Here is a 24,795-nt window from a genome sequence, read left to right as displayed (position 1 = left end):
ATGGCGCGCATGACCATGATCGAGGCGATCCGGTCCGCGATGGACGTCTCCATGGGCCGCGACGACAAGGTCGTCGTCTTCGGCGAGGATGTGGGCTATTTCGGTGGCGTCTTCCGCTGCACGCAGGGCCTGCAGCAGAAATATGGCGTCACCCGCTGCTTCGATGCCCCGATCAACGAGGCCGGCATCGTCGGCGCGGCGATCGGCATGGCCGCCTACGGCCTGCGCCCCTGCGTCGAGATCCAGTTCGCCGACTACGTCTACCCCGCCTACGACCAGATCGTGTCCGAGGCCGCGCGCATCCGCTACCGGTCGAACGGGCAGTTCACCTGCCCCATTGTCGTGCGCATGCCCACCGGCGGCGGCATCTTCGGCGGCCAGACCCACAGCCAGTCGCCCGAGGCGCTGTTCACCCATGTCTCGGGCCTGAAGGTCGTGGTCCCGTCGAACCCGCACGACGCCAAGGGCCTTCTGATCGCGGCGATCGAGGATCCGGATCCGGTGATCTTCCTCGAGCCCAAGCGCCTTTACAACGGCCCCTTCGACGGCCACCACGACCGCCCCGTCACCCCCTGGTCCAAGCACCCGCTGGGCGAGGTGCCGGCGGATCACTTCACCGTCGATCTGGGCCAGGCCGTGGTCCGCTGCCCGGGCGGCGCGGTCACCGTCCTGACCTACGGCACGATGGTCCATGTCGCCGAAGCCGCGGCCGAGGAATCCGGCATCGATGCCGAGGTGATCGACCTGCGCACGCTGTTGCCGCTGGACCTGGACACCATCGTCGCCTCGGTCAAGAAGACCCGCCGCTGCGTCGTCGTGCACGAGGCCACGCTGACCTCGGGCTTCGGCGCCGAGCTGACGGCGCTGGTGCAGGAGGAATGCTTCTGGCATCTGGAGGCGCCGGTGGCACGCGTTGCCGGCTACGACACACCCTATCCGCATGCCCAGGAATGGGACTATTTCCCCGGCCCCGCCCGCGTGGCCGAGGCGCTCAGCGCGACGATGGAGGCGTGAGGATGGCCGAGCATGTCATCAAGATGCCCGATATCGGCGAAGGCGTGGCCGAGGCCGAACTGGTCGAATGGCACGTCAAGGTCGGCGACGTGGTGCGCGAGGATGACACCCTCGCCGCGGTGATGACCGACAAGGCCACGGTCGAGATCCCCGCGCCCCGCGACGGCACCGTCGCCTGGCTGGGGGCCGAGGTGGGCGAGACGCTGTCGGTCGGCGCGCCGCTTCTGAAGCTGGAGGTCCCGGGCGAGGAGGGCGAGGCGCCCGCCGAGAAGGCGCCGCCCCGCGACGACACCGAACCGCTGGGCGAGGGGCTGGTCGAGTCGGGCGAGGGCCAGTTGCCCGATACCGAACCGCAGCCGAAACCCGAACCCAAACCCAAACCCGCACCGAAACCGGCCCCCAAACCCGCCGCCAAGCGCCCGGCTCCGGCCGCCGGCGGCAGCGCCCCGCGGGCCGAGGGCGAACGCCCGTTGGCCGCCCCCGCCGTCCGCCTGCGCGCGCGCGAGGCCGGCGTCGATCTGCGCCAGGTGCCCGGCACAGGGCCCGCCGGCCGCATCAGCCATGACGACCTCGACGCCTTCATCGCCCGCGGCCCCGGCACCGCGGCCGCCCCCGGCCGGCAACGCCGCACCGAGGTCGAGGAGATCAAGGTCGTCGGACTGCGCCGCCGCATCGCCGAAAAGATGGCGCTGGCCAAACGCTCCATTCCCCACATCACCTATGTCGAGGAGGTGGATGTCACAGCACTTGAGGACCTGCGCGGCCGGCTGAACGCCGAGGGAGGCAGCCGCCTGACCATCCTGCCCTTCCTGATCCGCGCCATCGTGCGCGCCGTGGACGATCAGCCGATGGTCAATTCGACCTATGACGACGAGGCCGGCGTCATCCGCCGCCACAGCGGCGTGCATGTCGGTATCGCCACGCAGACCGACGCCGGGCTGATGGTCCCCGTCCTCCGCCACGCCGAGGCGCGCGGCCTGCGCGACCTGGCCGAGGAGATGACCCGCGTCACCGCCGCCGCCCGCGACGGCACCGCCACGCGCGAGGAACTCAGCGGCTCGACCCTGACCATCACCTCGCTCGGGGCGCTGGGGGGGATCGTCTCGACCCCGGTTATCAACCACCCCGAGGTTGCCATCGTCGGCGTCAACAAGATGGCCGTGCGCCCGCATTGGGACGGCAAGGGGTTCGTGCCGCGCAAGATCATGAACCTCTCCTCGGGCTTCGATCACCGGATCATCGACGGCTGGAACGCCGCGCAATTCGTGCAGCGCATCAAGACCCTGCTGGAAACCCCCGCCATGCTGTTCCTGGAGGACTGAACCGATGAAGGAGCTGACCTGCAAGCTTCTGGTGATCGGCGCGGGCCCGGGCGGCTATGTCTGCGCGATCCGCGCGGGGCAGCTGGGCGTCGACACGATCATCGTCGAGGCCGAAAAACCCGGCGGCACCTGCCTGACCGTCGGCTGCATCCCGTCGAAGGCGATGATCCACGCCGCCGACGAATTCGCCAAACTGGTCGAGGCGGCGGCGGGCGGTTCGCCCTTCGGGCTGACGGCGGCGGACCCGGTGCTCGATCTGGCGAAGGCCGTCGCCTGGAAGGACGGCATCGTCGGCAAGCTGACCTCGGGGGTGGCGGGCCTCTTGAAGCGCGCGGGCGTGAAGACCGTCGCGGGCTGGGCGCGGTTCCGCGATGGCAAGACCGTCGAGGTGGAGACCGAAACCGGCGTGCAGGTCATCCGGGCCGAAGCCGTCGTGATCGCGACCGGCTCGGTGCCGGTGGAACTGCCGTCGCTGCCCTTCGGCGACAGGGTCATCTCCTCGACCGGGGCGCTGGAACTGACCGAACTGCCGGAACGGCTGGTCGTCGTCGGCGCGGGCTATATCGGGCTGGAACTGGGCACGGCGTTTGCCAAGCTCGGCAGCAGGGTCACGGTGGTGGAGGCCGAGGGGCGTGTCCTGCCGCTCTGGGATGCGGACCTCACGAAGCCCGTCGCGAAACGGCTGGCGGAACTGGGGGTCGAGGTGCTGACCGGCGCCAAGGCGCGGCGGCTGTCCTCGGACGGCGCGGCGCTGGTCATCGAGGATGCGGAGGGCGAGGAGCGTCGGCTGCCGGCGGACAAGTTGCTGGTCACGGTGGGCCGCCGGCCGCTGGTCGACGGCTGGGGGCTGGAGGAGCTGGACCTTGACCGCGACGGGCGGTTCATCCGGATTGACGAGCAATGCCGCACCTCGATGCGCGGGGTCTATGCGATCGGCGACTTGACGGGCGAGCCGATGCTGGCGCACCGGGCCATGGCGCAGGGCGAGATGGTGGCCGAGATCGTCGCCGGCAACCGGCGCGGCTGGGACAAGCGGGCGATCCCGGCGGTGTGCTTCACCGACCCGGAGGTGGTGTCGGTGGGCCTGTCGCCCGACGAAGCGCGGGCAACCGGGCGCGAGATCAAGACCGGCAGCTTCCCGTTCAGCGCCAACGGGCGGGCGATGACGCTGGGCTCGGACGCGGGCTTCGTGCGGGTCATCGCGCGGGCCGACAATCACCTGGTGCTGGGCATTCAGGCGGTGGGGCAGGGTGTGGCGGAACTGTCGGCGGCCTTTGCGCTCGCCATCGAGATGGGCGCGCGGATCGAGGATGTGGCGGGCACGATCCACGCCCACCCGACCCAGTCCGAGGCCTTCCCCGAAGCCGCGCTCAAGGCGCTGGGGCACGCGCTGCATATCTGAGCGCGTCCGGGTCGGGGGGCGGTGTGCAAGTTTGCACAAACTGGCAAGTCCTTGATTCAAAAAGGAACCCGACTTTTTCTTAACCGGATCGCAACCACTGGCGCGCCCATATTCCGGCGCACCGAAGGAATGAAGATCGGGTTAATTATTCAGACGAAAGTATTCCAAATCAACAGCTTACGCCGCCGTCCAAATTTGGACGCCTGCGTCCCGCCCTCACACCCACTTCGCCAGCGGCGGCAGGCTCATCAGCACCGCGTCGGGGTCGTGGCCGGTTTCCAGCCCGAACTTCGTGCCCCGGTCGTAGACGAGGTTGTACTCGGCATAGAGCCCGCGGTGGATCAGCTGCGCGTCGCGCTCGTCCGCGCCCCAGGGCAGCGTCCGCCGACGCTCAACCAGCGGCAGGAAGGCGGGCAGGAACGCCGCGCCGACGGCCTGGGTGAAGGCGAAGTCGGCCTCCCAGTCGCCGGTGTTCAGGTCGTCGTAGAAGATGCCCCCGACGCCGCGCGCGCGTCCCCGGTGGGGGATGAAGAAATACTCGTCCGCCCAGGCCTTGAAGCGGGCGTAGTAGTCGGGCGCGTGGGCGTCGCAGGCGGATTGAAGCGTGGCGTGGAAATGCGCGGTATCCTCGGCATACTCGAGGCAGGGATTGAGGTCGGCGCCGCCGCCGAACCACCACGCGCCCGGCGTCCAGAACATCCGCGTGTTCATGTGCACCGCCGGCGCGTGCGGGTTCTGCATGTGCGCGACCAGGCTGATGCCCGAGGCCCAGAAGCGCGGGTCCTCCGCCATCCCCGGCACGCCGCGCGCCGCCATCGCCTTTTGCGCCCGTTCGCCCAACGAGCCATGCACGGCCGAGACATTGACGCCCACCTTCTCGAACACGCGCCCGCCGCGCATCACGCTCATCTCGCCCCCGCCGCCGCGGCCTTCCTCGCGCTGCGTCGCCCGGCGTTCGAACCGCCCCGGCGCGCGGTCACCGGCGTCGGTCCCGGCGGCGTCTTCCAGCGCCTCGAACGCGGCCAGGATGCGGTCGCGCAGGGTGATGAACCAGTCGGCCGCGCGGGCCTTGCGGGTGTCGAAATCATCCGTGCTCATGCGGGCTCCCTCTGCTGGCGACCCTGTCTTGGCAGAAACCGGGGGGCGAGGCCAGTGGCGCGGCGCGGGGGGCCGTTGGCCTGCGTTGGCGGGATCGTCAGCCGCGACCCGGCGCCGCCTCTGGCCGCCGCATGGCGCGGGCCGTCAGGCGCGGCCAAGCGCCGCGATGATGCCGCCGAAATCCGCGGCCTTCAGCGAGGCGCCGCCGACCAGCGCGCCATCGACCTCGGGCAGGGCGAAGATGCTGTCGGCATTGGCGGGCTTGACCGACCCGCCGTAGAGCAGGCGGATGCCGGGGTCGGGCAACTGGCCGCGCAGAAAGGCGTGGACCTCTGCGATCTCGTCGGGCGAGGGGGTGCGGCCCGTGCCGATGGCCCAGACGGGCTCGTAGGCAACGACGGTGTTCGAGGCTGTCGCGTTCCGGGGCAGGGAGTGTTCCAGCTGCCCGGCCACGACCTCGAGCGTGGCGCCGGCGTTGCGCTCGGCCTCGGTCTCGCCGATGCAGACGATCGTGGTCAGCCCGGTATCCCAGGCGGCACGCACCTTGTCGGCGACCTGCGCGCTGGTCTCGCCGTGATCGGCGCGGCGTTCGGAATGGCCGAGGATGACATGGCTGGCCCCGGCGTCGGCCAGCATCGCCGCCGAGATGTCGCCGGTATGCGCGCCCGAGGTGGCGGCGTGACAATCCTGCCCGCCGATGCGCATGCCCGAGCCGGCCAATACCACCGACATCCGCGCGATCAGCGTCGCGGGCGGGCAGAGTACCACGTCGACCGGCGGATCCGGCCAGGTGGCGGCCAGGGCGCGCGCCTCGGCGAGGTCGTCGGAAAGGCCGTGCATCTTCCAGTTGCCGGCGGCCAGGCGGGGCAGTTCGGGCATGGACAGTCTCCTTTTCAGAGGCCGTCATAGCCTGCGCGGGCGCGCGATCCTAGGTCGTCGGGAAAGATTGACGGGAAACCGGGGTGGCGGGGGCGCGGTCGGGAGCGATCAGGTGCCGGTCCGGCCCATTTTTGCGGCCATCTCGTCCACATCGCCGAACTTGATCGATTCGCCGCAACCGCAGGCTTCGGTGACGTTGGGATTGCGAAACTTGAAGCCGCTTTCCAGCAGCCCCGTCTCGAAATCGATCTCGGTCCCGAAGAGGAACATCTGCGCCATGGGCGCGATGATCACCCGCGCCGCGCCCTGTTCCACGATTTCCTCGTGCGGGCCGACCTCGTCGGCAACCTCCATCGTGTATTCCATGCCCGCGCAGCCGCCCTTCTTGACGCCGATGCGCAGGCCCTGCTTGCCCTGACGCGCCATCAGCCGCGCGATCTGGCGCTCGGCGGCCGGGGTCATGGTCACGGGGGATTTGCCGGGAATGGCGAACATGGAAAATCCTTCGGGGTTGTCTGGGGGCCGTTACATGAAGCCCAGTTCAAGCCGGGCTTCGTCGGACATCATGTCCATGCCCCATTGCGGCTCGAACGTCATTTCGACATCGACCTGCTTGACGCCGTCGAGCGCGCCGACCGCGTCGGCGACCCAGCCCGGCATCTCGCCGGCGACGGGGCAGCCCGGGGCGGTCAGGGTCATGACGATGCCCACCTCGTTCTCGGCGTTGATGTCGATCGTGTAGATCAGGCCGAGGTCGTAGATGTTGACCGGGATCTCGGGGTCGAAGACGGAGCGGCAGGCCTCCACGACATTTTCGTAGAGCGGATGCTCGGTCGAGGAGGGGCGGATGAGGGGTTCGCCCTCGGTCGTGTCGGTGGTCATGCGGCGGTCCCGTCGTTTACCTGACCATTCATATAGGAAAAGGTGCCGCTGCGTCCAGTGGCGCGGCTTGGCAAGCCGGGGCAAATCGCGCAAGAAGGCGCGTCAAGGGGGCGCGGCATGGGTTTTCGGTTCGATCTGCAGGCACGGGACGGGCAGGCGCGGTGCGGCGTGATCGAGACGCCGCGCGGGGCGATCCGGACGCCGGCCTTCATGCCGGTGGGCACGGCAGGCACCGTCAAGGCGATGCTGCCCGAAAGCGTGCGCGAAACCGGCGCCGACATCCTGCTGGGCAATACCTATCACCTGATGCTGCGGCCGGGGGCGGAACGGATCGCGGCGCTGGGGGGGCTGCATCGGTTCATGCACTGGGACGGGCCGATCCTGACCGACTCGGGCGGGTTTCAGGTGATGTCCCTTGCCAGCTTGCGCAAGCTGACCGAGGAAGGGGTGCGCTTTGCGAGCCATATCGACGGCTCGCGCCACATGCTGACTCCGGAAAGGTCGATGGAGATCCAGCGGCTGCTGGGCTCGGATATCGTGATGGCCTTCGACGAATGCCCGGCGCTGCCGGCGGACGATGCGCGCGTGGCCGAATCGATGCGGTTGTCGATGCGGTGGGCGCTTCGGTCGAAGGAAGCGTTCGGCGACGGGCCGGGGCATGCGCTCTTCGGGATCATGCAAGGCGGGGTGACGCGGGAGCTGCGCGAGGAATCGGCGCGCGCACTGGTCGAGATCGGCTTCGATGGCTACGCCATCGGCGGGCTGGCGGTGGGCGAGGGGCAGGCGGCGATGTTCGGGGTGCTGGACTACGCGCCGGGCTTCCTGCCCGAGGATCGGCCACGCTACCTGATGGGCGTAGGCAAGCCCGACGACATCGTGGGGGCGGTCGAACGCGGGGTCGACATGATGGACTGCGTGCTGCCGACGCGGTCGGGTCGGACGGGGCAGGCCTGGACCCGGCGCGGTGCGGTGAACCTGAAGAACGCGCGGCACCGCGACGACCCGCGTCCGCTGGACGAGGACTGCACCTGCCCGGCCTGCCGCAGCTATTCGCGCGCCTACCTGCACCATGTCGTGCGCGCCGACGAGATCATCGGCGCGATGCTGCTGACCTGGCACAACCTGCACTACTACCAGGACCTGATGCGCGGCCTGCGCGCGGCGATCGCAGCGGGCGGCCTTCTGGCGTTCGTGCGGGACTTTCACGCCCAGCGCGCGGCGGGCGACATCGAGCCGCTGTAGGGGCAGGACGAGCCGGGAGCTATGGCAGATGGGGGCGGCAGGTGTGCAAGGCACATCCTGTCGGTCTTCGGTGGCCCCAATCGGGCACGGTTGATAACGGCAGGCGTTTCGGGCTTGCCACGGCATGAAAAAGGCCCGGGGTTATCCCGGGCCGTCCATACCGATGAGAGCGAATTGTCGCGCCTTACTTCGCCGTCTTGACCTCGGCCGGCACTTTCTGCGCCGCGGCCGACTGGGACTGCTGATCCCGCGGCTGCTGAGACTGGGGCTGCTGGGGCTGCGCTGGCCGCTGTTGGGCCTGCGGTTGCGCCGAGCCACTCGACGCCTGCTCTGCCTGGCGCGCCGGTTGACCGGAGGAAAGCGGGTCGTCTTGGCGCTGCACCGAACCTTCGAAATGCGCGCCCGATTCGATGGCGATGGTCTTGTGGATGATGTCCCCCTCGACCCGCGCGGTCGAGGTCAGCCGGACCTTCAGCCCGCGCACGCGCCCGATCACCCGGCCGTTGATGACGATGTCGTCGGCCACGATCTCTCCGCGGATGGTGGCCGATTCGCCGACCGTCAGCAGATGCGCGCGGATGTCGCCGTCCACGATCCCCTCGATCACCACATCGCCGGTGGTGCGCAGGTTGCCCGTCACCGTCAGGTCCGACGACAGCACGGAAGCCGCCGGCTTTGCCTTGTTGGACTGGCCAAGATCCATGCTCGACCGGTTCATCGACGGCGCCGCAGGTTCGGCCGGGCGCGACGGTTCGCTTTTCGGCCCCTGTTCGTTGATGCGGCTCTTAGAAAACATTTTGCGCGGCCCTTATGTAGCTCATCGGGTTGATAGGGCGTCCGCCAACCCTGATCTCGTAGTGGAGATGCACGCCGGTGGAACGACCGGTCGTTCCCATACCACCTAAGCGATCCCCGCGCGAGACCCTTTGCCCCACATTCACGTCAATCCTGTGCAGATGCGCGTAGTAGGTTTCGATCCCGAAATCATGCTGCACGATGACCAGGTTGCCGTAGCCGCCCTGCCGCCCGGCGAAGGTCACGCGCCCGCCGCCGGTGGCCAGGATCGGAGTGCCCTGCGGCCCCGCCCAATCGACCCCGTTGTGCATCCGCCGCCCGCCAGAGCGCGGGTCGCGGCGATTGCCGAAGCCCGAGGTGAAGCGAACGCTCGCGCGGACCGGCATGGCGAAGGGGGTGCGCTGCGCCGCGATGCGGAAGGTGTTGATCTCTTCCAGCGCGGTCAGCACGGAATTTGCGCGTCCCTCGTCACTGCCGGGGTCCAGCGTGCCCGAGGTGGAGATGGAGATCGGCATCAGCGCCGCGGTCCGCGTCTGATAGCCCGAACGCACCTGCTGAAGGAGGCGTTCCGGCGGCAGGCCGGCGTCGGTGAACATCCGCGCGAGCGGGGTCATCGCCTGGTCGACGGCCTCTTCCAGCTGGCTGAAGATCCGGTGGTTGCGGTCCTGCAGAAGCCGGTATTCCAGCGCCAGATGCTGTGCCTGCATATGCGCGTTCTCGGCCACGACCGCGACGGTTTCGCGTTCCTGCGCGGTGTCGGCAAGCGCGGTCATCAGGAAATCGAGTGTCTGCTCGAATTCCGCCAGCCGCAACGAGGCCGCGCGCAGATCGGCGTTGACGTCGTCGCGCTGGTATTCGGTCAGTTGCGTGCGGGCCGCATCGCGTTCGCGGGTGCGGGTGCGTAGGGTGCGCTGGACGGTTTCGATCCCGGATTCAAGCTCGGCCCGCTGCCGTTCGGACGCCAGCAGCATGGCCTGCATGGTCGCCACCCGGTCCATCGCCTCGGCATAGCGGTTGTGCGCTTCTTGGGCTTCGGTGGCGCGACGATCACGTTCGGCGGCGAGTTCGACCAGGCGGGTTTCGAACAACTGCCGCTCGCGGGCGATCTGCTCGCGCGCCGATTCCGCGCCGAGCGCGTTGAAGGCGACGATCGAGGTTGCGATCAGGGCCCAGGCCAGAAACGCCAGCGTGCCCGCCAGAATGCCCGCCTGCGCGACCGGTCGCATCCGCAGGAAGCGCGTACCTTCATCTGAGCGCAAGAAGAGGCGTTTTTCGGGGAGATGACGGTCAAGGGCCGCGTTCAGGCGATCGACATGCTGTCTCAAGGGGTGTCCCACGCGTTGTTGGCGTTCCGGGGCTTCTGCTCTTGCCGGTGCCACAAAGTCGTGCCGCGCGTTGGCTTGTGCGACCTTGCGTCGTGGCTGCCCCTGTTCTCAGACTTCCCTTAGCCGGGCACCGTTGCACTCGCAACCGGTTATGCTCTCGCCTCGGCGCCAACTGGCCCAGGGGGCGGGAAATGAGCGGGAAACCGCCGATATTTCCTTCATCTGGACGGGTTTAGGGAACCGGACACCGTATATGGAGGATGCGGCGCGACGATCAGCGCCTGGGGGCCGTCGGGCGAAACGCGGCGCAGACCTTCGGATCGGTATCGATCCGGGCGGCGCCGATCAGGTCGAGGCAATAGGGAACGGCGGCGAAGACCGCGTCGAGGCAGGTGCCGATGGCACGCGGATTGCCGGGCAGCGTGATCAGCAGCGTGCGGCCCCGCACCCCGGCGCCCTGGCGTGACAGGATCGCCGTCGGCACCGCGCGCAGCGACGCCGCGCGCATCGCCTCGCCGAAGCCGGGCAGATCGAAGTCGATGACCTGGGCGAGTCCTTCGGGGGTGCGGTCGCGTGGCGCGGGGCCGGTGCCGCCGGTGATCAGGATCAGGTCGGCGCCCTGCTGGTCGGCGAGATCGATGAGTGTCTGTGCGACGCTGTCGGCGCCATCGGGAACGACCCGGCGCAGGATGTCGGCGGGCGAGGTCAGGACCCGGCGCAGCCAGTCTGCGGCCGCCGGGCCGCCGCGGTCCGGGTATTCCTTGCGCGCGGCGCGGTCCGAGACGGTGACGATGCCGATGCGCGCGGGTCGTTCAGGCGGCATGGACGGCGATGGATTCGAGGACCCAGGCGGCAATGGCATCGGGATCGGGCGGCAGCCGCGTGGCAAGATCGCCCGCGAAGTCATTGAATGGCTGAAGGTTCAGCGCGTTCACCCCCACCAGAACCGGGATTTCGCGATCCAGCGCGGCGGCGATGACCGGTACGAAGCCGCGGCCCTCGGCCTCCTGTTTGCCGAACTTGTTGACGACCAGAGCGGCCGCGCCGTCCAGACGTCGCGCGGCCTCGGCCACCGCGGTTTCCAGCGCCGAGGAATCGAGCCTGCAGCCCCGCGCGTGCGCGCCGAGGTCCTGGCTGATGCGAAGCGTCGGGCCATCGGGAAGGACATGGATGTCCATATCGCATTTCGTTCGCCCGGCGCAGGGCGGGTTCGTCTGGACGGTGCCGGCAAGCGTGATGCGCTGGTCGCGCAGGCGCGCTACGGCCGCAGTCAGAAGCGCATCCGTCGCGCCGCGACCGTCAAGCGAGACATAGGCAAGGTGCATGGAAGGTCCTTTCGCAGTGCCATTCAGAACGGCAGGAATTCGATCAGGTCGCCCGCGCGCATTTCTGCGACCTCGGCAGGGATGCGCACCAGACCGTCGGACTGCGCCAGAAGCGCCACCCGGTGCGAGCCGGGCGAATCCGGACAGTCGACGAAGGCCGGTCCCGGCGCGCATTGGCCGGCCAGTCGTGCCGGGCGATATTCGCAGCGGCCGGGACGGTGGCGCAGCGGCGCCGAAAGCTGCACGAAGGTCCTGGGCAAAGAAGTCGGGGTCAGGCCGGCCAGCGCCGCGGCAAGCGGCAGGCCGATCACCGTCCAGGCGACAAAGGCCGCGACCGGATTGCCCGGAAGCCCCAGCCAGAGTGCGCGCCCCAGCCGTCCGATGGTCAGCGGCTTGCCCGGCTTCATGGCGAGCTTCAGGACATCGTTCCGGCCGCCCGCGTCGGTGAACAGCCGGGTCAGGTGATCCTCGTCGCCGACCGAGACGCCGCCGGTGGTGATCACCAGGTCCGACCGCTGGCAGGCAGCGATCAGGGTCGCGCTCAGACGATCCGGATCGTCGGGAAGGGCGCCAAGGTCGGCAGGGGCGATCCATGCCCGGTCCAGTGCCGCGTTCAGCATGGCCCGGTTCGCGTCCCATATCTGTCCGGGTGCGAGCGGCTGGCCCGGTGCGACGAGTTCGGAACCGGTGCAGAGCACCGTGGTTCTGACCCGCGCACGCACCGAAACCTTGGCCGCCCCGGCCGCGGCGATCGCTGCGGCCTCGCGCGGTCCTACACAGCGGCCGGCGGGGACGATCTGGGATCCCGCGGGCAGATCGTCGCCGCTTCGACGGATGTTGAGGCCAGGCGAAGGGCGTCGTTCCAGGACAATGACCGACCCTTCGCGCGACACCGCCTCCTGCGCGATCACGCTGTCCGCGCCTAGGGGCAGGGCGGCGCCGGTCAGGATGCGGCAGGCTGCAGCCCGGGGAAGTGGGCAAGGTGCATCGCCTGCCCGCATCCTCGCAGCGACCGGCAATGTCCACGGGCCGGGCTCGACAAGATCGGTAAGGCGCAGGGCGTAGCCGTCCATTGCCGCGTTGTCGAACGGCGGCAGCGGACGGTCGGCGGTAACCGCCTGCGCAAGGACGCGGCCGGTCGCCTGTGCCAGCGCCAGTCGTTCGCAACGCGCGACAGGAACAACCAGCGCCAGGGCCCGCGCCAGGGCGGTCTCTACCGGCATCAGCTCGCCGGTCGGCGCGTCCGCGCCGGGAAAGGCGGCGCGCAGGGGTCTGTTCATCGGTTGGCCTCCTCGGCTAGGGGGTGCGGGCTTCAGGCCACCTTCAGCGCGATGCCCGACACATCGGCGGTTGCGATCAACCGTTCGCTGAAGGCGCGCGCGGCGCGGACCCAGGCGACCTTTTCCTCGGCGGCGCGCAGCCGGGGCAGGACGGCCTCGAAGGGCAGGACCGAGCCCCGGGCGCGGGCATCCAGCCGCAGGATGTGGAACCCGAACCTGGTCGCCACCGGGGCGGGGGCGACCTGGCCCTCCTCCAACTGCTCCAGCGCGGCCTCGAATTCGGGCACCGTGTCGCCCGAGGTCAACTGGCCCAGAAGCCCGCCGGCATCGCGCGACGAACAGGCACTGTAGCGGCGCGCCAGATCCGCGAAGCTATCGGGACGGGCCAGCACCTCCGCCAGCAGCTTTTCGGCCTGTTCCTTCGCCTGGGCCTTGCCGGCCAGATCGTCGGGCCTGACCGGGATCAGGATATGCGCGGCCTCGTAGAGTGTGGGCGAGCGGAACCTTTCCGGCGCGGCGTCGTACCTTTCGCGCAGCGCGGCTTCGTCGACGGGGGCCGGCGTGACCCCGATTTCCATCACCTGCCGGACCAGCGCCTCCTCCTCGGTTTCGATCTGGCCGGGCGCGACCTCGACCGGCGCGGGGGTGAACCCCCGCGCGCGGGCTTCCTGCAGCATCAGTTCGCGCAGCGCCAGCGCCCGTGCGGCGGCCTGCCAGGCGTGGCCCGGCTTGCCCTTCGGCGCGGGATGGTTCTGCGCTTCGGCAGCGATGCGTTCGGCGGATATGGTCGTGCCGTTCACGACGATCGGCGGCAAGAGCGGTTTCATCGTCGATCCCTCATTCTGCAGGTTGGCCGTGATTGGACGATTTCGCGCCCTTGGCCTGATAGGGGGCAAGTCCGGTGCGCACCCGCTTCGCGCCGCGACGCGACCGGACGATCTGATAGCCGGGGCGCCACAGGAAGCGGATGGGCACCGACAGCATGTGCACAAGTCGCGTGAAGGGGAAAACCGCGACGATCACCATGCCCAGGAAGATGTGGAACTTGTAGAGCCAGTGCACGTCCACCACGTCTTGCCAGGCGTTGACCTGCAGGCCCATCACCGACTGCGACCAGGACATGAACTGGAGCATCTTCGCCCCGTCCATATGCTCCAGCGTCAGGATGATCGTGCCCATGCCGACGACGATCTGCACCCAGAGCAGTACGAGGATGCCGATATCGGCCCAGGTCGAATTGTTGCGGATGCGTGTGTCGACCAGCCGGCGATGCAGCAGCAGCGAACAGCCGACGAAGGCCGCCGCCCCGGCGAGCCCGCCGATGACCACCGCCGCCCATTGCTTCAGGCTATAGGACACGCCTAGCGTATCGAGGACCCAGACCGGCGTGAAGAGGCCGATCAGATGCCCGAAGAACAGCACGATGATCCCCACATGGAACAGGATCGAGCCCCACATGAGTTGCTTTCGCCGCAGCAGCTGGCTGGACGACGCCTTCCAGGTGAAGGGGTCGCGCTCGTATCGCGCGATGGTGCCGATCAGGGCGATGGCCAGAACGGCATAGGGCATTATGCCGAAGATCAGGAAGTCGATGTCAAACATGGCGGGTGTCCTCCTTGCTCAGCGCGCCTGCGCTTGCGGGGCGCGGGTGGGGCTGAGCGGCATGTCCATCTTGGCGAGGATGTCGCGCGATACCGGGCAGCCGGCGTTGGGATCGGGTCCGAAGGTGACTTGCGCCTCCTCCCAGACCGCGTCGAGTGCTGCCAGATCCTCGGGATTGTCGTCGACCTCGGCCAGAAGCGCCTTCGCCTCCTCGGTCTCGGACGTGGCTTGCGCCAGCGCGACGAGGACCGAAAGGACCGGCGCGTAGACCGAGGCGCGACGATTGAGGCGTTCGGCCAAGGCGACGAGGATATGCCCGGCGTCCGCCAGGATCGCGCGCGCTTCGGCCTGCGGGCGGGTCGAAAGGAATTCCAGCAGCACCGGCAGGTGGTCCGGCAGTTCCGGCCCCTGCAGGTCGAAGCCGCCGGCGCGGTAGGTCTCCAGCAGGTCCACCATCGCGCCGCCACGGTCGCGGCTTTCGCCGTGAACATGCTCGAACAGATTGAGCGAAAGCGTGCGCGAGCGGTCGAAGAGCAGGACGAAGCGTTCCTGCAGGTCGTAGAGGTCCTGCGTTTCGAGGTCCCGCAGCAGCGGCTCCAGCGCCGCGATCTGCGCCGGGGGCAGCAGCCCCTCGGCCAGCGTGTCGCGGATTGCGGGAGCCGCCGCCTGCAGGTCGGCGGTGGGGTAGGTCAGCAGCGCTGACAGGGCGCGATAGGTTCTCATGACTTGATGAACTCCTGCGGGCTGCGGAACTTCTTGCCGCCGCTGAAAAGCGAGAAGCCGGTGGTGCCGGTCGAGCAGCCGTTGCCGTCGGTGAAACCACAGCCGCCCCTCAGATCGTAGGCATCCTCGACCAGTTCGCGGTGCGTTGTCGGAATGACGAAGCGGTCCTCGTAGTTGGCGATGGCCATCAGCTGGTACATCTCGTCGATCTGATGGGGCGTCATGCCGACGCGCTTGGCGACGCCCAGGTTGACCACCCCGTCGACCGTCTTCGAGCGCATGTAGGAGCGCATCGCCAGCATCCGCTCCAGCGCCGAGACGATGGGCGCCTCGTCGCCGGCGGTCAGCATGTTGGCGAGATAGCGCACCGGGATGCGCAGGCTGCGCACGTCCGGCATGTCGTCCTGCGCGCTGATCTTGCCCGCCTCGGCGGCGTTCTGGATCGGCGAAAGCGGCGGCACGTACCAGACCATCGGCAGCGTGCGGTACTCGGGGTGCAGCGGGAAGGCGATTTTCCATTCCATCGCCATCTTCCAGATCGGCGACTTGCGCGCCCCCTCGACCCAGTCGTCCGGGATGCCCTCGGCGCGCGCGGCGGCGATCACTTCGGGATCGTTCGGATCGAGGAAGACGTCGAGTTGCGCGTCGTAGAGCTGCTTTTCGTCCGGCACGGACGCGGCCTCGGCAATGCGGTCGGCGTCATAGAGCATGACGCCGATGTAGCGTATGCGCCCGACGCAGGTTTCCGAGCAGACGGTGGGCTGGCCGCTTTCCAGTCGTGGATAGCAGAGCGTGCATTTCTCGGACTTTCCCGTCGACCAGTTGTAGTAGATCTTCTTGTAGGGGCAGCCGGAGACGCACATCCGCCAGCCGCGGCACTTTTCCTGGTCGATCAGCACCACGCCGTCATCCTCGCGCTTGTAGATCGCGCCCGAGGGGCAGGAGGCCACGCAGGTCGGGTTGAGGCAATGCTCGCAGAGCCGCGGCAGGTACATCATGAAGGTGTTTTCGTACTCGCCGTAGATCTCCTTCTGGATGCCTTCGAAGTTGTAGTCCTGGCTGCGCTTGGCGAATTCACCGCCCAGGATCTCCTCCCAGTTAGGGCCCCATTCGATCTTCTCCATGCGCTCGCCCGAGATCTTTGAGCGCGGGCGCGCGGTCGGAAACGCGGTCATCTCGGGCGCTGACTTCAGGTGGTCGTAGTCGAAGTCGAAGGGCTCGTAGAAGTCGTCGATCTCGGGCAGGTCGGGGTTGGCGAAGATGTTCGCGAGGATCCGCCACTTGCCGCCCTGCTTGGGCTGCAGGGTGCCGGCGGCGGTCCGCGTCCAGCCGCCGTTCCAGCGCTTCTGGTTCTCCCAATCCTTGGGATAGCCGATGCCGGGTTTCGTCTCGACGTTGTTGAACCACGCGTATTCGACGCCTTCGCGGCTGGTCCAGACGTTCTTGCAGGTCACCGAGCAGGTGTGGCACCCGATACACTTGTCGAGGTTCAGCACCATACCGATCTGGGCACGTACTCTCATTCCGCTGCCTCCTGGTTTTGGGTTGCGGGCGTGTCGAGCCAGTCGACACGGTCCATCTTGCGCACAATGACAAGCTCGTCGCGGTTGGCGCCCACGGTGCCGTAGTAGTTGAACCCGTAGGACTGCTGGGCATAGGCCCCGATCATGTGCGTCGGTTTCGTGACCGTCCGCGTGACCGAATTGTGGATGCCCCCGCGCTTGCCGGTGATGTTCGACCCCGGCGTGTTCACGATCTTTTCCTGCGCGTGGTACATGAACATCGTCCCGTCCCGCATCCGCTGGCTGACAACCGCCCGCGCGGTCAGGACGCCGTTCGAATTGAACACCTCGACCCAGTCGTTATCGACGATGCCGGCCTTCCTTGCGTCGGTCTCGCTCAGCCAGACGACGGGACCGCCGCGATTGAGCGTCAGCATCAGAAGATTGTCGGTATAGGTCGAATGGATCCCCCACTTCTGGTGCGGGGTGATGAAGTTCAGCACCACATGCTTCTCGCTCGACCCCAGTGCCTTGGTCGCGTGCCCGGTGATCGTCTTCAGGTCGACCGGCGGGCGCCAGGTCACGAAGAACTCTCCGAAGGCCCGCATCCATTCGTGATCCTGATAGAGCTGCTGCCGGCCCGAGAGCGTGCGCCACGGGATCAGTTCATGAACGTTGGTCCAGCCGGCGTTGTAGCAGACCTCCTCGCTCTCGATCCCCGACCAGGTGGGCGAGGAGATGATCTTGCGCGGCTGCGCGGCGATGTCGCGAAAGCGGATCTTCTCGTCCTGCTTCACCTTCGCCAGATGGGCGTGTTCGCGCCCGGTCGCCTTGCTCAGCGCGTCCCAGGCCTTCACCGCCACCTCGCCGTTCGTCTCGGGCGCCAGCATCAGCACCACCTCGCAAGCGTCGATCGCGGTCTCGATCTTCGCCATGCCCTTGGTCGGGCCGTCGACATGGGTGCCGTTCAGCGCCTTGAGGTGATGCACCTCGGTCTTGGTGTCCCAGGCGATGCCCTTGCCGCCGTTGCCCACCTTCTCCATCATCGGACCGACCGAGGTGAAGCGGGCATAGAGGTTCGGATAGTCCCGCTCGACCGCGATATAGGCCGGCGCGGTCTTGCCCGGGATCAGGTCGCATTCGCCCTTCTTCCAGTCCGCGACGAAGGGCTGCGCGATCTCGCCGGGGCTGTCGTGCTGCATCGGCAGCTGGATGACATCCGTCTCGACCCCCAGGATCTCCGGCGCCACCTGCGAGAACTTCTTGGCGATCGCCTTGAAGATCTCCCAGTCCGATTTCGACTCGTAGGCCGGGTCGACCGCCGCCTGCAGCGGGTGGATGAAGGGATGCATGTCGGATGTGTTCAGGTCGTCCTTTTCATACCAGCTGGCTGTCGGCAGAACGATGTCGGAATAGACGGCGGTGGTGGACATGCGGAAGTCGATGCAGACCAGCAGGTCCAGCTTTCCTTCCGGCGCCTTGTCGTGCCAGGCGGCCTCGACGGGTTTCTGGCGGCCTTCCTCGCCCAGGTCCTTGCCCAGAACGCCGTGATCGGTGCCCAGCAGGTGCTTGAGGAAATACTCGTGCCCCTTGCCCGAGGAACCCAGCAGGTTCGACCGCCAGACGAACAGGTTGCGCGGCCAGTTCTCGGGCGCGTCGGGGTCTTCGCAGGACATCTGCAATTCGCCCGATTTCAGCTGCTCGGCAACGTAGTCCTTGACCTCCTTGCCGGCTTCCTTGGCGGCCTTGGCCACTTCAAGCGGGTTGGTCTTCAACTGCGGCGCCGAGGGCAGCCAGCCCATGCGTTCCGAGCGGATGTTGTAGTCGATCAGGCTCAGGCTTTCCCAGTCGCCCTTGGGTGCCGTCGGGCTCAGGATCTCCTTGGCGCTGACGGTCTCGTAGCGCCACTGGTTGGTATGCGCGTACCAGAACGAGGTGGAGTTCATGTGCCGCGGCGGCCGCGCCCAGTCGAGCGCGAAGGCCAGCGCCGTCCAGCCGGTCTGCGGGCGCAGCTTCTCCTGGCCCACGTAATGCGCCCAGCCGCCGCCCGACTGGCCGACGCAGCCGCACATAACCAGCATGTTGATGACCGCGCGGTAGTTCATGTCCATGTGGTACCAGTGGTTCATCGCCGCGCCGATGATGACCATGGAGCGTCCATTGGTCTTTTCGGCATTGGTGGCGAATTCGCGCGCGACCTGGATGATCTTGTCGCGCTTGACGCCGGTGATGCGTTCGGCCCAGGCAGGCGTGAAGGGGATGTCGGCGTCGTAGTTGTCGGCCACGTGATCCCCACCGAGACCGCGATCGAGGCTGTAGTTCGCGCACAACAGGTCGAAGACCGTCGCAACCAATGCCTCGGTGCCATCGGCGAGTTTCATCTTCCTGACCGGAACATTGCGCACCAGCGTGTCGCCGCGGGCGTCATTTTCCCACTGCGTCGTGGCCTGGCCGCCGAAATAGGGGAAGGTCACGCCGACCACGTCGTCGCGGTCTTCCTCCAGGATCAGGCTCAGCTTCAGGCTGGCGGCGGACTTGCCGGCTTTCTCCTCGAGGTTCCACTTGCCCTCTTCGCCCCAGCGGAAACCGATGGAGCCGTTCGGCACGACGATCTGGCCTGATTTCTCGTCGATGCCGACGGTTTTCCATTCGGGGTTGTTCTTCTCGCCCAGCGCCTTGTCGAGGTCTGCGGCGCGCAGCTGCCGGCCCGGCACCAGCATGCCGTCCTGTTCGTCCAGACGGACCAGCATTGGCATGTCGGAATACTTGCGGCAGTAATCCTCGAAATAGGGGACCTGCCGGTCCAGATGGAACTCGCGCAGGATGACGTGGCCGAAGGCCATGCCCAGCGCCGCGTCGGTGCCCTGCTTGGCGTTCAGCCAGATGTCGCCGAACTTCGCGGCTTCGGAATAGTCGGGGCAGACGACGGCGGACTTGGTGCCCTTGTAGCGCGCCTCGGTGTAGAAATGCGCGTCCGGCGTGCGCGTTTGCGGCACGTTCGAACCCCAGAGGATCAGGTAGCCCGCGTTGTACCAGTCGGCCGATTCCGGCACGTCGGTCTGCTCGCCCCAGGTCATTGGCGAGGCCGGCGGCAGGTCGCAGTACCAGTCGTAGAAGCTCATGCAGGTGCCGCCCAGAAGCGACAGGTAGCGCGAGCCGGCGGCGTAGCTGACCATCGACATGGCCGGGATCGGCGAGAAGCCGATGACCCGGTCGGGGCCGTACTCCTTTGCCGTGTAGGCATTGGCGGCCGCCGTGATCTCGGTCACCTCGTCCCAGGTCGCGCGCACGAAACCGCCGAGGCCGCGCTTGCGGGTGTAGCTGGCGCGCGCCTCGGGATCGTTCTGGATCGCCCTCCAGGCCTCGACCGGCGACAGGGTCTGGCGCTTCTCGCGCCAAAGTTTCATCAGCCGACCGCGCACCAGCGGCGTCTTCACCCGGTTGGCGCTGTAGAGGTACCAGCTGTAGCTTGCGCCGCGCGCGCAACCGCGGGGTTCGTGGTTGGGCAGGTCGGGGCGCGTGCGCGGATAGTCGGTGTGCTGCGTCTCCCAGGTGACGATGCCGGACTTGACGTAGATCTTCCAGGAACAGGACCCGGTGCAGTTCACCCCGTGGGTGGAACGCACGACCTTGTCGTGGCGCCAGCGGCGACGGTAGGCTTCCTCCCAGTCGCGGCTTTCGATCGTGGTCTGGCCGTGGCCCCCTGCGAACGTGTCCTTGCGGACGGATTTCAGAAAGTTCAACCGGTCGAGAAGATGGCTCATCGCTGTCTCCGATTTCGTATTGCGGGTCTGGCGGGGCCGCAGGTGCCGTCCCGCCCGGCGGTTCAGCAGGGGTAGGGCGCGTTCCTGCGGGCGTAGAGCACCCAGTTCAGCACCACGTTGAAGGCGAAGAAGACGATCAGGCCGTAGAAGACCGGCGCCGCCGACTGCCAGGTCGCGAAGGACCATGCGAAGAGCATGCCGAAGATGAAGGGCCCATAGGCCGCGATTGCCGCGGTGAAGCCGATGACACCGCCACCCTGACGGGGCGCGAACAGCATCGGCATCTGCTTGAAGGTCGAGGCGTTGCCGACGCCGGCGAAGAAGAAGAGCGCGAGCATCGCCGAGACGAACAGCCAGAAGCTGTCCAGCGACGTGGGTGTCACCGTCAGCGTCACGAGGAATGCGGAGACCAGCATGCCCAGCCCGGCCCAATGCGTCACCCTGGCGCCGCCGAACCTGTCCGAGATCGGCCCGGCGACGACCCTGCTGGCAGAGCCGACGAGCGGCCCCCAGAAGGCCCAGGCCAGCGGGTCGGGCGCGCCCTCAAAGGCGCCGTATACTTCGCGGATGAGCAGCGGAAAGGTCGCGGCGAGGCCGGAAAACCCGCCGAAGGTCATGATGTAGAGCGAGGTCTGCGCCCAGGTGTGCTTCGACCGGAAGATGTCGAACTGCTCGCGGAAGTTCGACTTGATCGGGATCGACTTGAGGAAGATCCAGGCGGTGATGCCGAAGACCGCGACGAAGGGGATCATCACCAGCGGCGCGTTCTGCAGGTAGATCTGGCTTTCGACGCCGGCGCGGGTCATCGTCTGCGGCTCGCCGACCCAGGCCATACCGCCGAGCAGCGCGAACCCGATCACCCAGGGCGTGACGAATTGCACGACCGAGACGCCGAAGTTGCCGATGCCCGCCTGGATAGCCAACGCCGTGCCCTGCAGCCGCTTGGGAAAGAACATCGACGTGGACGGCATGAACGAGCTGAAGTTGCCGCCGCCCAGACCGGCGAGGAACGCCAGGAACATCAGCATCCAGTAGGGTGTGTCGGGGTTCTGCACGGCGTAGAACCAGCCCACCAGCGGGATCAGCAGCGACAGGGTCGACAGGCTGATGACGTGCCGGGTGCCGTAGATCGGCACCAGGAACATGTGCACCAGCCGCAGCGTGCCGCCGGCAAGGCCGGGCATGGCCGCCAGCCAGAACAGCTGCGATGCGGTGAACTGGAAGCCGATCTGCGGCAGGCGCACGACCAGCGCCGAAACCAGAAACCAGGTGATGAAGGCCATGGTCAGCGCGGCGGTGGTCAGGATCAGCGTCATCCATGCCTGACGCTTGCCGCCGGCCTCCCAGAAGCTCTGGTCCTCGGGTTCCCAGTGCGGCAGCCAGGTGCCTCGCGCGGCGACCGGATCGGTCTGATTTGCGGACATCGGGGTTTCCTTCTCCGGTTCAGGCGGGTCCAGTGATGTTGGACCTCTGCGGTGGGATCATTTCGCGTCGGCGGTCGGACCCGGTGGCTGTTGCAGCCGTTCCAGCGCCTTGCGCACGTCGTCGATGGACTTGAAGCGGGCGGTCAGTTGCAGGCCGGCGCCGCGATCGGCCAGTTCGACCTTTTCGGACCCGGCGAAAAGCACGGCGAGTTCCGCCTCGGTCTGCCGTTTCACCTGTGCCTCGCGGGCGATCTCGCGGTCGACGGAGGAGATGACGTATTCGTCGCCGAACCCGCCCTCGGGCTCCTTCAGCCAGGCCAGGCAGATCAGCCAGGCCAGGAACGCGCCGCCGGCGATGATGAAGAAGAACTGCTGCGGCGTCACGAACATGAAGATGAAGAGGTAGAAGACCGCGCCGACGTTGCCGTAAGCCCCCGCCATGCCCGAGATCTGCCCGGTCACGCGCCGCTTGATCGACGGGATGATCCCGAAGGTCGCACCCTCGGCCCCCTGGACGAAGAAGCTGCACATGATGGTGAAGACGATGGCGACGATCAGCGGCCAGTTCGAGTTCAGAAGCCCCATCAGCACGAAGCCGCAGCCGATCCCGAACATGTAGGCCAGCATGACGAATCGGCGGTTGCCGAAGCGGTCCGACACCAGCCCGCCCATCGGCCGCGCGAATAGGTTCACGAAGGCGAACGAGGCCGCGATCAGGCCGGCGGCGGCGGCGGTCAGGCCCCAGGTCTCCTCGAAGAACATCGGCAGCATCGACACGACCGCCAGTTCCGCGCCGAAGTTGGCGAAATAGGTGGCGTTCAGCGCCGCGACCGACTTGAAGGGGTACTTGTCATCCTCGGGCACGCCTTGCCGCAGGATCGGCAGGTTCACCCGCAGCGCCTGGACGATCTGGTAGATCACGACCACAGCGATGGCGGCGTAGCAGATCACCGCCGTCATCGGGTCGATATAGCCCATCAGCTGGATGCGGTAGACAAGGATCGACAGGATCCCGACCATCGGCACGATGAAGACGCACAGCAGGATCAGGTCGCGCCAGCTCGACACTTCCAGCGCCGAGGCCTTGCGCGGCTTCTTGTGGGTGTCGGCGGTCGCGCCGTCGGTGATCGCGAACCAGTAGAAGATGCCGTAAGCCGCCATCACGAGCCCCGAGGTGGCAATCGCGTAGCGCCAGCCGTCGTCGCCGCCAAAGACTGTCAGCGCGATCGTCGGCAGCGTCATCGCCGCGGCGGCCGAACCGAAGTTGCCCCAGCCGGCGTAGAACCCCTCGGCGAAGCCGATGTCGCGCGGGCGGAACCAGAGTGCGGTCATGTGGATGCCGACGACGAAACTGGCGCCGACGGATGAGAGCACCAGGCGCGACATGAACAGGACTTCGCGCGTGTCGCCGAAGGCGAAGACGAAGGTCGGCAGCGCCATCAGCACCATCAGGACCGAAAACACTCGCCGCGGACCGTAGCGGTCCAGCGCCATGCCGACGATGATGCGGGCGGGGATGGTCAGGGCGACGTTGGCAATGGCGAACAGGCGGATGTCGTCGCGCGTCAACCAGTCCGAGGCGCGCAGCATCGACGACGCCAGCGGCGCCATGTTGAACCAGACGTAAAAGCAGATGAAGAACGCGATCCAGGTCAGGTGAAGGGCCTGGATCTCCTTGTTCCTGTATCTGAAAAGATCGCTGACTTGCATGTCGGACCTCGACGGAAGGGGCTGCGGGCGCCGGTTATTCGGCGTGCGTGGGAATGATCAGCAGCGGACAGTTGGCGCGCCGCGCCAAGAAGGCCGAAACCGAGCCGAAGGTCATGTGGTCGAATTCCTCGACCAGCGCGTCGATCCGCCGGGTGATGAAGTTCAGCGGCCCCGGATCGGGCTTGTGGCTGTGGCGCGCCATGACCAGCAGGTCCGGCTTGCGCTCCTCCACGGCGCGCAGGATCATCTTGCGCGCGTCGCCCTCGGCCAGCAGCACATGGGTGGCGAAACCCTCGGCGGCCAGTTCCGCCGCGGCGGCCTCGACCCCGGCCTTCTGCTCGGAATACTGCTCGGCGAACATGTCGTCGGCCCCGGCCGTCGCGCTGCCGACGTCCTCGACCACCGAGATCAGCGTGATCGTCGGCTTCATCGGCCCGAGCAGGTCCTTGACCGCGCTCAGCGCAATTCGCGCATTGCGCGAGTTGTCGTAGGCGAGCAGGACATTCATGAGCACCTCCATGGCACCCGTGCATCGACGGGGTTCGGGCGCAAACCGACACAGCGGCCGTGCGCATGACTTGATGCAGATCAAGGAGTTCGGTGTACCCCGCCCGAAACCGCCGCGAATTGAGATCCGCATGCCACGCATTTGAGATGAGCATGCTTTGGCTCGACCGATGCCGCCGCGGCGCCTTGCGTCTTTGGGGCGTTCACTTGATAATTGTCTTGCAAAGAATCACCGGAGGGGCATGAATGCGACCGGAAGACCTGCCCGAGGTTCGGCAACTGCAACTGTTCCGCAGCATGGATACGGACAAGTTCGACGAGCTTCTGGGCCGGTCCTATGTCCAGAACTTTCCCGCCGGGCTGGAACTGATCCGACAGGGCGATCCGGCGGATTTCCTGCATGTGGTGATGGACGGCGCGGTCGAGCTTTACGCCAAATGGGGCGGGCGCGAATGCACCATGTCGGTGGTGCGCCCGGTCAGCACTTTCATCCTCGCCGCCTCGATACGGAATGCGCCCTACCTGATGTCCGCCCGCACGCTGGAACGCTCGCGCATCATCCTGATCCCCTCGGCCGCGCTGCGCGAAGTGTTCCGACGCGACACCGAATTCGCGGTTTCGGTCGTCAACGAGTTGGCCGGTTGCTACCGCTCGATCGTGCGCAACACCAAGGGCTTGAAGCTGCGCAATTCGCGCGAACGCGTCGCGTCCTACTTCCTGCGCCAGTCGACCCTTCTGGGCGGGGCGCCGAGCTACGTTCTGCCGGTCGAGAAGCGCCTCCTCGCCTCCTACCTGGGCATGACGCCCGAGAACCTTTCGCGCACGCTCCGCGCGTTGGAGGCGCATGGCGTCAAGGTCGACGGGATGCGCGTGATCATCACCGACCGTGCGCGACTGGCCGCGCTGGCGCAGCCCGATACGCTGATCGACGGGCCCGACCCCGACGCGTCGACCAACGGCTCCACCCTGCCCGAAGCCCGCGCCCGCGCCTGACGCGCG

General features: G+C 67.3%; 22 protein-coding genes. 5 read left to right on the top strand and 17 right to left on the bottom strand.

What is annotated here, in order from left to right; genetic code table 11:
* From IM708_RS02240 to lpdA, 3 genes are read left to right on the top strand one after another with little or no spacing between them, the layout of a single operon-like run.
* Positions 1–1,014: an alpha-ketoacid dehydrogenase subunit beta gene (locus IM708_RS02240; protein WP_209424684.1), complete on the top strand. Its 1,014-nt coding sequence runs from the start codon at positions 1–3 to the stop codon at positions 1,012–1,014.
* 2 nt (positions 1,015–1,016) lie between these two features.
* Positions 1,017–2,336: a dihydrolipoamide acetyltransferase family protein gene (locus tag IM708_RS02235; RefSeq protein ID WP_209424683.1), complete on the top strand. Its 1,320-nt coding sequence runs from the start codon at positions 1,017–1,019 to the stop codon at positions 2,334–2,336.
* Positions 2,337–2,340: 4 nt separating this feature from the next.
* Positions 2,341–3,738: a dihydrolipoyl dehydrogenase gene (lpdA, locus tag IM708_RS02230; RefSeq protein ID WP_209424682.1), complete on the top strand. Its 1,398-nt coding sequence runs from the start codon at positions 2,341–2,343 to the stop codon at positions 3,736–3,738.
* Between the two features lie 216 nt (positions 3,739–3,954).
* Here lpdA and hemF read toward each other — a convergent pair whose 3' ends face one another.
* From hemF to IM708_RS02210, 4 genes are all read right to left on the bottom strand, one after another.
* Positions 3,955–4,836, bottom strand: a complete 882-nt coding sequence (gene hemF / locus IM708_RS02225; RefSeq protein WP_209424681.1) for an oxygen-dependent coproporphyrinogen oxidase — start codon at positions 4,834–4,836, stop codon at positions 3,955–3,957.
* 144 nt (positions 4,837–4,980) lie between these two features.
* Positions 4,981–5,706 (bottom strand): triose-phosphate isomerase, encoded by a 726-nt coding sequence (gene tpiA, locus IM708_RS02220; protein WP_209424823.1) that lies wholly within the window; start codon positions 5,704–5,706, stop codon positions 4,981–4,983.
* 117 nt (positions 5,707–5,823) lie between these two features.
* Positions 5,824–6,210: an iron-sulfur cluster assembly accessory protein gene (locus IM708_RS02215; RefSeq protein ID WP_209424680.1), complete on the bottom strand. Its 387-nt coding sequence runs from the start codon at positions 6,208–6,210 to the stop codon at positions 5,824–5,826.
* A 30-nt stretch (positions 6,211–6,240) separates the two neighbouring features.
* Positions 6,241–6,597 (bottom strand): SUF system Fe-S cluster assembly protein, encoded by a 357-nt coding sequence (locus IM708_RS02210; RefSeq protein ID WP_209424679.1) that lies wholly within the window; start codon positions 6,595–6,597, stop codon positions 6,241–6,243.
* Between the two features lie 117 nt (positions 6,598–6,714).
* Between IM708_RS02210 and tgt the strand changes: the two genes are divergently transcribed.
* Complete coding sequence (tgt, locus tag IM708_RS02205; protein WP_209424678.1) at positions 6,715–7,839, top strand: tRNA guanosine(34) transglycosylase Tgt; 1,125 nt, start codon at positions 6,715–6,717, stop codon at positions 7,837–7,839.
* A gap of 184 nt (positions 7,840–8,023) precedes the next feature.
* Here the strand turns inward: tgt and IM708_RS02200 are convergent, their stop codons facing one another.
* The 13 genes from IM708_RS02200 to IM708_RS02140 form a co-directional block, all read right to left on the bottom strand.
* Complete coding sequence (locus IM708_RS02200; protein ID WP_209424677.1) at positions 8,024–8,635, bottom strand: polymer-forming cytoskeletal protein; 612 nt, start codon at positions 8,633–8,635, stop codon at positions 8,024–8,026.
* Complete coding sequence (locus IM708_RS02195; protein ID WP_348524929.1) at positions 8,625–9,971, bottom strand: DUF5930 domain-containing protein; 1,347 nt, start codon at positions 9,969–9,971, stop codon at positions 8,625–8,627. Before IM708_RS02195 ends, IM708_RS02200 begins: the two co-directional genes overlap by 11 nt.
* A 262-nt stretch (positions 9,972–10,233) precedes the next feature.
* A complete protein-coding gene (mog, locus tag IM708_RS02190) occupies positions 10,234–10,782 on the bottom strand; it encodes a molybdopterin adenylyltransferase (RefSeq protein ID WP_209424676.1) in 549 nt (182 codons plus the stop codon).
* A complete protein-coding gene (locus IM708_RS02185; protein WP_209424675.1) occupies positions 10,772–11,284 on the bottom strand; it encodes a DUF2478 domain-containing protein in 513 nt (170 codons plus the stop codon). The genes mog and IM708_RS02185 overlap by 11 nt, the downstream gene beginning before the upstream one ends.
* A gap of 23 nt (positions 11,285–11,307) precedes the next feature.
* A complete protein-coding gene (gene glp / locus IM708_RS02180; RefSeq protein ID WP_209424674.1) occupies positions 11,308–12,564 on the bottom strand; it encodes a gephyrin-like molybdotransferase Glp in 1,257 nt (418 codons plus the stop codon).
* Between the two features lie 32 nt (positions 12,565–12,596).
* Positions 12,597–13,391: a peptidylprolyl isomerase gene (locus tag IM708_RS02175; RefSeq protein WP_209424673.1), complete on the bottom strand. Its 795-nt coding sequence runs from the start codon at positions 13,389–13,391 to the stop codon at positions 12,597–12,599.
* A gap of 10 nt (positions 13,392–13,401) precedes the next feature.
* On the bottom strand, positions 13,402–14,166 hold the full coding sequence (gene narI / locus IM708_RS02170; protein WP_209424672.1) for a respiratory nitrate reductase subunit gamma: 765 nt from the start codon (positions 14,164–14,166) through the stop codon (positions 13,402–13,404).
* 18 nt (positions 14,167–14,184) lie between these two features.
* A complete protein-coding gene (gene narJ, locus IM708_RS02165) occupies positions 14,185–14,889 on the bottom strand; it encodes a nitrate reductase molybdenum cofactor assembly chaperone (protein WP_209424671.1) in 705 nt (234 codons plus the stop codon).
* A complete protein-coding gene (gene narH, locus IM708_RS02160; RefSeq protein ID WP_209424670.1) occupies positions 14,886–16,412 on the bottom strand; it encodes a nitrate reductase subunit beta in 1,527 nt (508 codons plus the stop codon). Before narH ends, narJ begins: the two co-directional genes overlap by 4 nt.
* On the bottom strand, positions 16,409–20,155 hold the full coding sequence (locus IM708_RS02155; RefSeq protein WP_209424669.1) for a nitrate reductase subunit alpha: 3,747 nt from the start codon (positions 20,153–20,155) through the stop codon (positions 16,409–16,411). The genes narH and IM708_RS02155 overlap by 4 nt, the downstream gene beginning before the upstream one ends.
* Before the next feature lie 62 nt (positions 20,156–20,217).
* Positions 20,218–21,579 (bottom strand): nitrate/nitrite transporter, encoded by a 1,362-nt coding sequence (locus IM708_RS02150; RefSeq protein ID WP_209424668.1) that lies wholly within the window; start codon positions 21,577–21,579, stop codon positions 20,218–20,220.
* Positions 21,580–21,636: 57 nt separating this feature from the next.
* Positions 21,637–23,289: an MFS transporter gene (locus tag IM708_RS02145; RefSeq protein ID WP_209424667.1), complete on the bottom strand. Its 1,653-nt coding sequence runs from the start codon at positions 23,287–23,289 to the stop codon at positions 21,637–21,639.
* A gap of 34 nt (positions 23,290–23,323) precedes the next feature.
* Complete coding sequence (locus IM708_RS02140) at positions 23,324–23,797, bottom strand: universal stress protein (RefSeq protein WP_209424666.1); 474 nt, start codon at positions 23,795–23,797, stop codon at positions 23,324–23,326.
* Between the two features lie 245 nt (positions 23,798–24,042).
* Here IM708_RS02140 and IM708_RS02135 point away from each other — a divergent pair, with 245 nt between their 5' ends.
* Positions 24,043–24,789 carry a cyclic nucleotide-binding domain-containing protein gene (locus IM708_RS02135; protein WP_209424665.1) on the top strand — a complete coding sequence of 249 codons (747 nt, stop codon included), beginning with the start codon at positions 24,043–24,045 and terminating at the stop codon, positions 24,787–24,789.
* Positions 24,790–24,795 lie beyond the last annotated feature (6 nt).

The organism is Pararhodobacter sp. SW119, from assembly GCF_017811755.1.
In the GTDB taxonomy this organism is placed as follows: domain Bacteria; phylum Pseudomonadota; class Alphaproteobacteria; order Rhodobacterales; family Rhodobacteraceae; genus Pararhodobacter.
Note: the sequence above shows the minus strand (reverse complement) of the source record. Positions and strands in the feature narration are given on the sequence as shown.